This window comes from Arthrobacter sp. NPDC057013 (assembly GCF_042674585.1).
Taxonomy (GTDB): Bacteria; Actinomycetota; Actinomycetes; order Actinomycetales; family Micrococcaceae; genus Arthrobacter.
The window spans coordinates 220,146-232,180 of record NZ_JBHUSE010000007.1; the positions used below are offsets into that span (position 1 = coordinate 220,146).

Annotated in this window: 11 protein-coding genes; all 11 read left to right on the forward strand. The window is 60.8% G+C overall.

Annotated features, from left to right (window positions below; genetic code table 11):
* The first annotated feature begins 170 nt into the window (after positions 1–170).
* The 11 genes from ACFTSA_RS12240 to ACFTSA_RS12290 all read left to right on the forward strand — a co-directional run bounded on the left by ACFTSA_RS12240 (position 171) and on the right by ACFTSA_RS12290 (position 12,027).
* On the forward strand, positions 171–1,304 hold the full coding sequence (locus tag ACFTSA_RS12240) for a Gfo/Idh/MocA family protein (RefSeq protein WP_377951567.1): 1,134 nt from the start codon (positions 171–173) through the stop codon (positions 1,302–1,304).
* Between the two features lie 255 nt (positions 1,305–1,559).
* A complete protein-coding gene (locus ACFTSA_RS12245) occupies positions 1,560–3,089 on the forward strand; it encodes a sugar ABC transporter ATP-binding protein (RefSeq protein ID WP_377951568.1) in 1,530 nt (509 codons plus the stop codon).
* A 1-nt stretch (position 3,090) separates the two neighbouring features.
* Complete coding sequence (locus tag ACFTSA_RS12250) at positions 3,091–4,104, forward strand: ABC transporter permease (RefSeq protein WP_377951570.1); 1,014 nt, start codon at positions 3,091–3,093, stop codon at positions 4,102–4,104.
* On the forward strand, positions 4,101–5,120 hold the full coding sequence (locus tag ACFTSA_RS12255) for an ABC transporter permease (RefSeq protein ID WP_377951572.1): 1,020 nt from the start codon (positions 4,101–4,103) through the stop codon (positions 5,118–5,120). The genes ACFTSA_RS12250 and ACFTSA_RS12255 overlap by 4 nt, the downstream gene beginning before the upstream one ends.
* A 144-nt stretch (positions 5,121–5,264) precedes the next feature.
* On the forward strand, positions 5,265–6,317 hold the full coding sequence (locus ACFTSA_RS12260) for a substrate-binding domain-containing protein (RefSeq protein WP_377951573.1): 1,053 nt from the start codon (positions 5,265–5,267) through the stop codon (positions 6,315–6,317).
* A 74-nt stretch (positions 6,318–6,391) separates the two neighbouring features.
* Positions 6,392–7,231, forward strand: a complete 840-nt coding sequence (locus ACFTSA_RS12265) for a TIM barrel protein (RefSeq protein WP_377951574.1) — start codon at positions 6,392–6,394, stop codon at positions 7,229–7,231.
* Entirely contained in the window at positions 7,231–8,094 is an 864-nt protein-coding gene (locus ACFTSA_RS12270; RefSeq protein ID WP_377951575.1) for a sugar phosphate isomerase/epimerase family protein, read from the forward strand. Before ACFTSA_RS12265 ends, ACFTSA_RS12270 begins: the two co-directional genes overlap by 1 nt.
* Entirely contained in the window at positions 8,091–9,098 is a 1,008-nt protein-coding gene (locus tag ACFTSA_RS12275) for a sugar phosphate isomerase/epimerase family protein (protein WP_377951576.1), read from the forward strand. Before ACFTSA_RS12270 ends, ACFTSA_RS12275 begins: the two co-directional genes overlap by 4 nt.
* Positions 9,099–9,130: 32 nt before the next feature.
* Entirely contained in the window at positions 9,131–10,735 is a 1,605-nt protein-coding gene (locus ACFTSA_RS12280; RefSeq protein WP_377951577.1) for a GMC family oxidoreductase, read from the forward strand.
* Positions 10,732–11,562: a sugar phosphate isomerase/epimerase family protein gene (locus ACFTSA_RS12285; RefSeq protein ID WP_377951578.1), complete on the forward strand. Its 831-nt coding sequence runs from the start codon at positions 10,732–10,734 to the stop codon at positions 11,560–11,562. Before ACFTSA_RS12280 ends, ACFTSA_RS12285 begins: the two co-directional genes overlap by 4 nt.
* Positions 11,563–11,592: 30 nt before the next feature.
* Positions 11,593–12,027: a heme-binding protein gene (locus ACFTSA_RS12290; protein ID WP_377951579.1), complete on the forward strand. Its 435-nt coding sequence runs from the start codon at positions 11,593–11,595 to the stop codon at positions 12,025–12,027.
* Positions 12,028–12,035: the final 8 nt, after the last annotated feature.

The following is a 12,035-nucleotide window of genomic DNA, read 5'->3' on the forward strand; positions in this document are numbered from 1 at the left end:
CCGTTATCTTCACCCAGTGTTAGTCGCATGCACGCTTCCGTCCACTCGTCGATGCCGAGAACATCAAAAAGTGCAACTTCGGTGCGCATTCGGTGCCCAAGAGCGTCAAAAGGTGCAGACTTTTGCTGGGTGACTGACGAAAGTCCTGTGGTTCGTGTCACTGTTTCGGCATGGAAAACCACAGAACCACGACAGCCCCCTCCCGGTTACGGGCCGGGTTCGTCGGCGCCGGGTTCATGGCCGAAGTGCACAGCCGAGCCGCCCGTGCTGCCGGGGCAGAGCTCGCCGGCATCGCCTCCTCAAGCCCAGCCAGCGCCGCCCGCGCCAAGGAACGCTTCGGCGTCCAACAGGCTTACGCCTCCGTCCAAGATCTCATGGACGACGACACCATCGACGTCATCCACGTGTGCACCCCGAACGCCACCCACCATGCACTCGCCGAGGCAGCGCTGAAGGCAGGCAAGCACATTGTCTGCGAGAAGCCTCTCGCTACCAACGTGCAGGACGCGGCCCATCTGGTGGAGCTAGCCGCAAGCGCTGGGAGTGTTGCCGTCGTTCCCTTCGTCTACCGCTTCCACCCGATGGTGCGGGAAGCCCGGGCACGTATTGCATCCGGCCAAACCGGACGGATCTCCACCATCCAGGGGTCCTATCTTCAGGACTGGCTGCTGTCCCGGGACGATGACAACTGGCGAGTGGACGCCGGCCTGGGAGGACCATCACGCGCCTTCGCCGATATCGGCTCACACCTGTGCGACCTGATCGAATTCGTCACGAATGACCGTATTGTCCGGATTGGCTCTGTTAGCCGAACTCTGTTTACTGGCCGGGCCAACCACGAGGACGTCCAGACTGAGGACCTCGTTGCCGCCGTATTCGCAACTAAGACCGGTGCTGTGGGGAACCTTCTGGTCAGCCAGGTCGCGCCGGGTCGGAAAAACCGGCTGATGATCGAGATCTCAGGCACCGAAAGCACCGTACAGTTTGACCAGGAAGCGCCGGAGACGTTGTGGCTTGGCAAACGGGCCGGCTCCGAGATGCTGGTCCGTGACCCGGACGCGCTTAGCCCCGAAGCGGCGCGGCTTAGTGTCCTCCCAGCAGGGCATCCGCAGGGTTATCAGGATGCATTCAATGCATTTGTCGCCGATACCTACGCCGCAATAAAAGGGGACAACCGCGACGGCCTTCCCACGTTCCGGGACGGGCTTAGGTCAGCTGTCCTCACTGAAAGCATCATCGAATCCAGCAAAAGCGGCGAGTGGGTCGATGTCAAAGAGGTGAAAGAACTAGAAGGAGTGCGGTAGTGAGGCGGGCATGCACCCGAGCGCAGGGTAACCAGGATGCGCCCAATGCCTTCCTCACCGAGACCGACCGCAGTGTAAGAGATGACACTCCGGACGGTTTATTCGTCTCAGGGGCGGGTACCCTGCCGCCCTTCCTACCGCTGCATTGCTCCGATCCCACCAAACCGGAGCCTGCATGGAAAACCCGCTTCCATGCTCCGTCCCTCTCCCTGACGCCCTAACGCTCAGGTCCAGCTAGCTCAACGAGGAACTACGATGACCGAATCAATAGCTGTAACAGGCCATGAGGCCACGGCGACGCCGCTCGTCAGTGTCGCTGGTGTGTCCAAGCGCTTTGGCGGCGTAATCGCGATCAAGCGCACTGATATAACCCTTTACCCCGGCGAGGTCCACGCTCTGCTCGGTGAGAACGGCGCGGGCAAGAGCACCTTGGTGAACATTCTCGCAGGCATCGTGCAACCGGACGCCGGAACGCTAACCGTCAACGGCGATACAGTCACGATCCACAATCCGCACGCAGCTCGCGCACTTGGCATCTCCGTTGTGCACCAGCACCCCGTAGTGTTTCCGGACCTGACAGTAGCCGAGAACATCATGTTTGCCGCGGCTCCGCCGCGTACCAGTGTGCACACCCTGGACTGGAAGGCCGTACAGGCCAACTCCATCCGGGCAATGGAGCGCCTGCAGGTGAAACTGGATCCGCGTGAACTTGTGCAGAATCTATCGGCGGCAGATCAGCAGTTGCTGGAGATCGTCAAGGCCCTGAGTGACGACACCGCCTTGCTGATCCTGGATGAACCTACCGCTGCTCTTTCCAAGCACGAAGTCGACCACCTGATGGAGGTGATCCGCCGGCTTAAGAGCCAGGGCGTCGCAATTCTCTTTGTCGGCCACCGGCTCGACGAAGTCTTTGAACTTGCCGACCGCGTAACTGTCTCCCGGGACGGGACGACCATTATCTCCGGACCCGCAACCGAGTTCACACCCGAATCCGTGGTCACTCACTTGGTCGGGCGGACCCTGGACAGTGTCTTTCCCAAGGAAGAAGTCGAACTCGGGGATGTGCACCTCGAAGTGCGTGACTTCACCCGCAAGGGGGCGTACGAAAACGTCAACTTCACCGTGCGAAAGGGCGAAATCCTTGGCTTGGCCGGGTTGGTGGGAGCTGGCCGCACAGAGATCTCCCGCGGCATCTTCGGGCTGGACCCCGTGGACTCCGGAGCAGTCCTGATCGGGGGCAAGCCCGTACGCATCGCCGGACCGGGGGATGCCATGAAGCACAAGATCGCCTATGTGCCCGAAGACCGCACCCGTGAGGGTGCCATCCTGGACCAGCCGATCAGCTTCAACCTTTCGCTGGCCGTTCTGGACACTCTTTCCTCGTTCGGTCTGGTCAAGAGCAAGAGCGACAGAGAATTGTCCGCCGAATACATCAAACGCCTGGGCGTCCGGACCAGCGGCCCTGAGCAACTAATCTCGGCGCTCTCGGGCGGAAACCAGCAAAAAGTTGTCTTGGGCAAGTGGCTGGCGACCAACCCTGAGATCCTCATCCTCGACGATCCCACGAAGGGCGTCGACGTCGGGGCGAAGTCGGAGGTCTACAAGATCGTCGGGAGAATGGCCCAGGCCGGGCTGGCAATCATCCTGATCTCCAACGAGCTGGAAGAACTGCTCTCAGTCTCCGACCGCGTCATTACCTTCTATCGTGGCGCCCAAGGCCGCGAGTTCACCGAACGGCCCTTCGACTCCGAAACCGTTCTCGCTTCGATGACAGGACAGCACTAGGATGTCGCTCCAAACCGAAACACTCCAGAAACCGGCATCCCAGCCGCCGTGGAAACGATTCGTTGCCCGCCGCGAGATCAGCCTGCTTGCCGTACTCGCATTCCTCTTCATTGTGTTCAGTGTGCTCAGTGACCGATTCGCGAGCGTGAACACGGTAGGTCAGATCCTGAACAACATGGCGATAGTTGTCATCGTCGGAATTGGCCTCGCACTCGTGCTCCTGACACGCAACATTGATGTGTCAGTGGGGTCGATGGTGGGGCTGACCGCCTACTTCGCTGCGGATTTCGCGGTGAAGAACCCGCAGTTGCCGATCATCGTCGTGGTCCTGGCCTCGTGCCTGCTTGGCCTGGTGCTGGGCAGCATCAACGGGGTCATCATCGCAACCCTGCGCGTCCCCTCCATCATGGTCACCCTCGGAACCTTGTATATCTACCGAGGCATTGACTCAATTCTCGCCGGCAGCAACCAGGTCACGGCCCAGAGTCTGCCGAGTGGATACGGGGACCTCGCATCCTGGAGTCTGTTCGGCATTCCCGGCCTGGTGATTTACGCCTTCGTCATTGCGATTGCTGCCCACATCTTTGTCCGCCATACCTTCGCAGGCCGTTCCCTTCTCGCCATCGGCAGCAACCCGATCGCTGCCGAGAAAATGGGCATCCCTGCGAAACGCCGCATCTTTGCCGCCTTCGCCATCTCCGGGCTGTTCTGCGGCTTGGCTGGAGTGCTGTGGGGAGCCCGCTACGGCACTGTCGATTCCTCCGTCGCCTCCGGCTACGAAATCGTCGTCCTCGCGGCAGTTGTGGTTGGCGGCATCAGTGTCAATGGAGGCAGCGGAACGATCGGCGGTGTCATCATTGGCGCTGCCATCCTCAGCGTGATCTCGACCGGGCTTGCCTTGGTCAACGTCTCTCAATTCTGGCTCCAGGCCATTCAGGGCGCCGTGATCATTGCGGCCATCGTTTCCGATTCGGTCATCCGAACCCGCGTCGAAGCTCGAGGAGTGAAAGCATGAGCACGCAAACCCTCACCTCCCCACCTACTCAGGGCACCAAAGTACGTCGCCGCGGGTTGCCTGCCTGGTTCGGGGCGTGGGAGATATCTCTGTTGGTCCTAGTTGTTGTCGTAACCGTTATGGCCTCTATCAGCACCCCTTATTTCGCGACGGGACCGAATTTCGCGATCACCGCGGGCGGCGTGATCGGACTGGCGCTGATGGTGATTCCCATGACCCTGCTGATGATCGCAGGGGAGATCGATTTGTCCGTCGCTTCCGTCTTCGGCCTCACGGGTGTCGTGTTCGGCCTCTGCATCGAAGGCGGGATTCCCCTTCCCGTTTCGATCGTCATTGGCCTGGTTCTGGGAGCCGTGGCCGGCTTCATCAACGGATGGTTAACGGTGGCCTACGGGTTGCCCTCATTGGTAGTGACGGTCGGGACCCTCGGACTTTACCGTGGCATCGCGTACATTCTGCTCGAAAGCCGGTCCATCAGCGCGCTGCCCGTCGAATTCACGACCTTCTCCCAGGCCAACATTTACGGCACGTACATCCCTTACACCTTTGTGTTGTTTGTTTTGATGGCTGTCTTCGCGGCCGTCCTCCTGCATCGCGGGGCATTCGGCCGTAAGACCTTCGCCGTCGGCTCCAGCGCTGTGGTTTCCCGATTTTCCGGTATCCCCGTACGGCGAATCAAGATCACGCTTTTCTGCCTCTCCAGCACAGTGGCCGCCCTTGCAGGGATGCTATACGCCGGTTACGTCAGCAGCGCCCGCGCCAACAATGGCACTGGCCTGGAGCTGAGCGTGATCGCCATAGTGCTCATCGGAGGTGTGAGCATGTTCGGCGGCAAGGGTTCCTTCGCCGGCGTCATGCTCTCCCTGGTGCTCGTCACCGTGCTGACCAGCTGGATGAACCTCGGGTTCCTCCCCACCAACGTGCAGAACACCGTTATCGGCGTTCTCATGATCGCCGCGGTCGTGGTTCCTGTGGTTGCCAAAAAAATCAGCGACAGCAGGCCGCTCCGTCCGTGAATCTCTTGTCCTCCTCAATCAACGGCGATTGGACCCCGATGAACCAAGACCCCTAAAAGCCTCTGCCAGAGAAGACTCTGTGACGAAACAGCACATCGCAACCAAGACACATCCGGACTCACCATGCTCAAGAAAGAATCCCTGATGCACAAAAAAATTACCGCCACAGTGGCTGCAGTTACTCTTGCAGCCGCACTTGCCGCCTGCGCCCCTACGAACGGTGCCGCCCCCGCAGCAGGGGGAGGCAACACGAAGTCCCTCAAAGACTGCACCATGACCATGATCCCGAAGAACACCGACAATCCGTTCTTTGCGGCCGGCGCATACGGTGCGGATGAAGCCGCAACCGACATGGGCGGCAAGAAGATCAACTACACCGGTACAGCCCAGCCCGATGTGCCAGGCCAGATCCAGCGCATCCAGAGCGCCTCCCAGCAGGGCAGCTGCGGTATCGCCGTGTCCGGCCTCGACCCGGACGCGCTTGCACCAGCCTTGACAGCCGCCGCGTCGCAAGGAACCAAAGTAATCAGCTACGATGCCGACGTTAAAAAGGACGCCCGGGCGTTCTGGGTTGCCCCGGCGACGGACGCATCCCTCGGCGTCGCCCAGTTCAAGCTTCTCGCCGAGCAGATGGGCAAGAAGGGCAACTACGCAATCATCTCCGCGCAGAGTACCGCGGCAGGCCAGAACGCCTGGATCGCCGCAGCCGCCGAAGAAGCCAAAAAGCCGGAGTACGCCGGCATGAAGCTCGTCAAGACGGTCTACGGCAACGACGTCCCGCAGACGTCCTACGACGCCGCCGTTTCCCTCTTCCAGGCTTACCCTGAACTCGACGGAATCCTCGCACCCACCCCCGTTTCCCTCCAGGCCGCTGTGAAGGCGAAGGCTGACCAGAAATTCAACCCGGACCTGGTCATCACCGGTCTCGGCTGGCCGCCCTCTGACGGCGCTCTTCTGAAGAGCGGGGCCGTTAAGTCCTTCGTCCTGTGGAGCCCCCGGGACATGGGCTACCTCTCGTACTACGCCATGGACGCTCTCCTCAGCGGCAAGATCACCGGAAAAGAAGGGGACACGTTCGAGGCGGGCCGGCTCGGGAAACGCACAATCGGAGCCAATGGCGAAGTAGACACCGGCGAACCGCTCGTCTTCACTGCAGAAAACGTCGACAGCCTGATGGACCACTTCAAAACCAAGTAATCGAAGCAGCCCTCCGGTGCCGGCTGAAGCAAGGCAGCTCTTCAGCCGGCACTACCTTTGAATCGGAGTAGACCATGTTCCGCTACACCTATAACACTCTCGTCTATGGCCACGAGCCGCTGGAGATTGGTATCGCCAGGCTTGCAAAGTTCGGTTATGACGGCGTCGAATTTGTGGGTGAGCCCTCGGAGCACGACGCCCGGGAGATCACCGAACAACTAAAGAAGAACGGTGTGGTCGCATCCTCGATCATCAGCATCTTCACGCCGGAGCGCGACATCGTCAGCTCTGATGAAGGCACACGCCGGAATGCTATTGCTTACGTCAAAGGAAACGTTGACTACGCCGCGGCTCTCGGCGCCGACATCGTCACCTTCACACCCACGGCCTGCATGAAAATTTCCCCTGAGACGGACCTCGCTCAGGAATGGGCCTGGGCGGTCGAAGCAGCCCGCACAGTCGCCGGCTACGCTGCAGATCACGGGATCAGCATCGCCGTCGAACCGTGGAACCGTTACGAGACGTACCTCATTAACAGGGCTGACAAAGCCGCCGATTTCGTCGATGAAGTCGGCGCGCCCAACATCGGCGTGATGGCCGACACCTTCCACATGAGCATTGAAGAACCAGACATCGCCGAAGCCATTCGCACGGTTGGTCACCGCCTGGCGCACGTGCACTTGGCTGATTCGAACCGAGCGGCGCCGGGCTACGGACATCTCGACTTCACGCCGATCATCCAGGCGATCTCCGACGTCGAGTATAAGGGCTGGATTTCTTACGAACTGCTGCCACCAGCCGGTGATGTCTGGAGCGTGCTGTCAGGCGGCGGTGCACCGGAATTTCTCGACACCTATTCCGAAGCATCCATCAGGCACACTAAAGCCATCGAAGCCACGCTGGGACTTCGCTGATGAGAAATCAGCTGGGACTCAGCACCTTCGTTCTGGCTTCCCCATTTTCTGACACCGACGGAGCTGCCTTCGACCAGGTAGCGGGGATGGGATATGACCTGATTGAGGTTTGCGTCGAGGATCCCACACTACTGACCGCAGAGGCACTCAAGGCCCATGCGGCCCGAACGGGACTCGCGATCGGCATTTGTGGAGCGTTCGGCCCGGACCGTGACGTGTCGGCGCAGGAGGCCGAACAGCGCCGGGCCGGCATCGACTACCTTAAGACGTGCATCGATCTGGCTGCCGTGGTCGGTTCCCCGCACGTGGCAGGTCCCATGTACGCTCCCACCGGGCAAACACGAATGCTTGATGCGGCCGACAGGGCCGCGCAGTTAAAGCGCGCAGCGGCCAGCCTCCGCGAAACCGCAGAATACGCCGCCGGACGCGGAATACGGTTGGCCATCGAACCATTGAACCGGTTTGAAACCGACCTGATCAATACCACCGAACAAGCCCTCGAGCTCCTCGAGCACATCGGTGCGGACAATGTGGGCCTGCTGATCGACACGTTCCATATGAACATCGAGGAGAAAAGCCTCGGCGAGGCAGTGAGGCTAGCAGGTTCAAAAGTCTTCCACGTTCAGGTATCCGAGAACGACCGCGGAACCCCCGGATCAGGGCACGTGCCGTGGGCCGAGTTCTTCACGGCGCTGCAGGACATTAACTACGACGGACAGATTGTCGTCGAATCCTTCCTCCCCTCGGTAAAGGAGATCGCCCGGGCCGTTTCGCTCTGGCGGCCTGTAGCACCATCCATGGACGACCTGGCAGTAGACGGGCTCGCCTTCCTCAAGAAGTCTCTAGCCGGAGGTGCCAAATGACCTTGCCAGTGACGCTTTTCACCGGACAGTGGGCGGACCTGACTCTCGAAGAAGTCGCTAAATATGCGAGTGAGTGGGGCTACGACGGCCTCGAGATAGCCTGTTCCGGCGAGCATCTGGACGTATGGCGTGCCGCCGAAGACGACGACTACCTGCAAGGCAGGATCGACATTCTCGACCGGTATGGCCTGAAGGTGTGGGCATTGTCGAATCATCTGACGGGCCAGGCTGTCTGCGATGACCCCATCGATTTTCGGCACAAAGCCATCCTGCGCTCAAAGGTATGGGCGGACGGCGAAGCCGAGGGCGTGCGGCAACGCGCGGCAGAAGAGCTGAAGCTCACGGCCAAGGCCGCGAACAGGCTCGGAGTGGACACCATCACCGGCTTCACCGGCTCGAAGATCTGGCAGTATGTCGCGATGTTCCCGCCCGTGGGCGCCGACGTTATTGACGCCGGATACGAGGATTTCGCGACCCGCTGGAACCCGATCCTCGACGTCTTTGACGGGGAGGGCGTGCGGTACGCCCACGAGGTTCACCCCGGAGAGATAGCGTATGACTACTGGACCTGCGTGCGGACCCTCGAAGCCGTCGGCCACCGGACCGCCTTCGGATTCAACTGGGATCCCAGCCACATGATGTGGCAGGGAACAGATCCCGTGGGTTTCATCGTCGACTTCGCCGAACGTATCTATCACGTCGATTGCAAAGACACGCGCCTCCGTCCCAAGTCCGGCAGGACGGGCGTCCTCGGATCCCATTTACCCTGGGGCGACCCACGCCGCGGCTGGGACTTTGTCTCTACCGGCCATGGTGACGTGCCATGGGAAGACGCCTTTCGCGCGCTCCGGGCGGTCGGCTACTCAGGCCCCATCTCCGTCGAATGGGAAGACGCCGGAATGGACCGCCTGCACGGTGCCAAAGAAGCAGCGGGATTCGTCCGTTCGCTGCTCTGGGACCTCCCAACGGCATCTTTCGATGCCGCCTTCAGCAACCAGAGCTGATCCAAGCAACAGAAGTAACAGGAGAAAAACTAATGACTGAGAAGTTTGACTACGTCGTTGTAGGCGGAGGCGCCGCGGGATGCATCGTGGCTGCCCGCCTCTCCGAGATCCCGGAGAAGTCGGTTCTGGTGCTCGAAGCGGGAGCAGACTACGCCCCGGGCACAACTCCCGAAGGAGTGCTGGACGCTAAATATGTGCCCATGCGCGGCCACGCGCCCACCTTCAACGCGGACCACGACTGGGGGTTGATCGCCCACAGCCGCGGCGGGGCGGGCATTTCCGTTCCGCAGGCCAAGCTCATCGGCGGCGGCGGGGCGATCAACGGCGGAATCGCGCTCCGCGGTTCCCGCGCAGACTACGAGGAATGGGTAGCCTTCGGCAACCCGCGATGGAGCTGGGACGAGGTCCTGCCGTTCTTCAAGAAAATTGAAAATGACGCCGCTCCCGGCGATGACATCCATGGGCACGACGGTCCCGTTCCCATCAACCGGGCGACCGATGAGGAACTCGCCCCGTTGCAGGCAGCCTTTATCGAGTCGGCCAAGGCAACAGGTGCCCCGTACGTCTGGGATCTCAACGCTCCCGACGCCCATGGCGTCGGACCCGTACCCCAAACCCGTATCGGAGGGCGCCGGGTTTCCACAGCCGAGAGTTACCTCGATCCGGCACGCAACCGCCCCAACCTGACGGTGCGCGGCAATTCCTTGGTAAGCCGGGTACTGTTCGACGGGACCCGCGCGATCGGCGTAGAGCTGATCGACGGCACCGTCATCGATGCCGAGGCAGTGATCGTCTCGGCCGGAGCCATCCTCACGCCGGCGATTCTGCAACGCTCTGGTGTCGGTCCGGCGGAACTTGTAAGTTCGCTCGGCGCAGAGCTCGTCATCGACCTGCCCGTGGGCGAGAACCTCGGAGACCATTTCAGCATTCCCCTCATGGCGGTTCCGAAACCCGGGGTATGGGACGAAAGCCAGTTCAGCCTCCAGGCTGCCTACCGCATGTCCACTCAGGCGCAGCCCAACTCCTTGGACGGCCAGCTCACCATGTTCACCTACCTCAACACACGCACAACGGGGGAGGGCAGCCGCGGCATCGCCGGTGAGGGGACCGGCGACATCGAGAACGTCGCTGGAATCGGCTGCGTTCTTAACAAGCCCAGGTCACTTGGAAAAGTTCGAATTACCACGCTGGACCCCACGGTCCTCCCCGACGTCGATCCAAACTACCTTGATGCGCAAGTCGACCGCGATGCTATTCGGGAACTCGTGCGCGTCGGCTGGGAGGTCTTTACCGCAAAGCCCCTGGCAGACATGCTGGAAGCCCCGCTCGGAATGAACGCGGAAACCATCAACGACGATGCAGCACTCGATGCTGCCATTGAGGAAAAAGCAGCCTCCGGCTATCACTTCACCGGTACCTGCCTCATGGCTCCGGTGGAGCGTGGAGGAGTAGTGGACCAGGAAGGTCGCGTACATGGAATTGAGGGTCTCCGTGTTATCGATGCTTCGGTGATCCCAACCACTCCCGCAGCGAATTCAATGCTGACGACGTACATGGTTGCTGAGCGGATTTCAACGATGATGCTCGATGAAGCGGGGGTTTCCTCTCAGTCCAGTGTGGGCACGGTGGCCCGATGAGGCTTGGGTACCCGACCATCACGTGGGGCGGGGTAGTGGGAATGCCCGGCGGCGTCACAAGCGTCAAGGACTCCTTCTACCTCACGGCCGGCTCAACAGCTGATGCCTTTCGGGACATCGCTGCCGCAGGTTACACAGGTACCGAGGTCTTCGACGGAAACCTATTGGAATTCATTGATGAGCCACAACGCTTCACAGACCTCCTCGAGGAAACCGGTCTTACCCTAGTGGGCGTCTACACGGGCGCGAACTTCATCTTCGACGACATAGTCAACGAAGAGATGGCAAAAATCGAGAAAGCCGCGGCCCTGGCAGCAACCTTCGGAGCGCAGCGTCTGGTCATTGGAGGTGGGGCTCAGCGCGCGCAGGGGCCCGTTGATGGGGATTTTCAACGGCTGGCTTCCGGACTCGATCGGTGCACCGAAATCGCATCAGCGGCTGGACTCACGGCCACCTACCACCCACACCTGGGCACCCTCGTGGAGACACCCGAGGCTCTCACAGAGATCATGCAATTGTCCGGCATCCATTTCTGTCCCGACACCGCACACCTGGCGGGAGGCGGCGGAAACCCGGCAGAACTCATTCGGCGATACAGCGACCGCCTCGCGCATGTCCACCTCAAGGACTGGGACTCCCGCTCCCAGCGCTTTTTGCCGCTCGGCGAGGGCGAACTGGACTTTGACGACATCCTGCGAGCTATTCGCGAGGCGGGGTACGACGAGTGGCTCATGGTCGAACTCGATTACTACGACGGTGATCCAAAGGCGGCTGCCGAAATCAGCAAACGCTACCTCGACAAACTGTTGGCCGTACAGGCCAGCTAGTTACCGGTCCAGAATAGAAAGATTCCAACCATGCCAGAGCTTCTCGTTAAGCGCACCCTCACCCACGATCTCGCGCGGGTGGGTATTGATCGCGCGATCGAAGAATCACGCACCATGAACTGCCTGACCTGCATCGCCGTGTTGGATAACGCCGGTCATCTCATTTCGTTTGACCGGATGGATGGCGCGCCCTTCCAGTCCTCACAACTTGCACAGGATAAGGCCTACTCGGTTGCCGGTAACGGGCTGGCGACGCACGAATTCTGGGAAATGGCCAAAGACGAGCCCTGGCTGGTGCACAACCTCGGACAGGTCCCGGGCCTCGTCGTTCTCGGCGGTGGCGTTCCGATCTATTTCGACGGCGAATTCATCGGCGCCGTGGGCGTCTCCGGCAAGAGCGACATGGCAGAAGATCGCGCGATAGCGGAAGCCGCTGTTGCCGCCATCCTCAAAGCACTCGCCTAACCGATGCG

Bases quoted from the DNA above. Each gene is read 5' to 3' on its own strand.
- ACFTSA_RS12240 (WP_377951567.1), top strand. From the start codon at position 171: ATGGAAAACCACAGAACCACGACAGCCCCCTCCCGGTTACGGGCCGGG.
- ACFTSA_RS12245 (WP_377951568.1), top strand. From the start codon at position 1,560: ATGACCGAATCAATAGCTGTAACAGGCCATGAGGCCACGGCGACGCCG.
- ACFTSA_RS12250 (WP_377951570.1), top strand. From the start codon at position 3,091: ATGTCGCTCCAAACCGAAACACTCCAGAAACCGGCATCCCAGCCGCCG.
- ACFTSA_RS12255 (WP_377951572.1), top strand. From the start codon at position 4,101: ATGAGCACGCAAACCCTCACCTCCCCACCTACTCAGGGCACCAAAGTA.
- ACFTSA_RS12260 (WP_377951573.1), top strand. From the start codon at position 5,265: ATGCACAAAAAAATTACCGCCACAGTGGCTGCAGTTACTCTTGCAGCC.
- ACFTSA_RS12265 (WP_377951574.1), top strand. From the start codon at position 6,392: ATGTTCCGCTACACCTATAACACTCTCGTCTATGGCCACGAGCCGCTG.
- ACFTSA_RS12270 (WP_377951575.1), top strand. From the start codon at position 7,231: ATGAGAAATCAGCTGGGACTCAGCACCTTCGTTCTGGCTTCCCCATTT.
- ACFTSA_RS12275 (WP_377951576.1), top strand. From the start codon at position 8,091: ATGACCTTGCCAGTGACGCTTTTCACCGGACAGTGGGCGGACCTGACT.
- ACFTSA_RS12280 (WP_377951577.1), top strand. From the start codon at position 9,131: ATGACTGAGAAGTTTGACTACGTCGTTGTAGGCGGAGGCGCCGCGGGA.
- ACFTSA_RS12285 (WP_377951578.1), top strand. From the start codon at position 10,732: ATGAGGCTTGGGTACCCGACCATCACGTGGGGCGGGGTAGTGGGAATG.
- ACFTSA_RS12290 (WP_377951579.1), top strand. From the start codon at position 11,593: ATGCCAGAGCTTCTCGTTAAGCGCACCCTCACCCACGATCTCGCGCGG.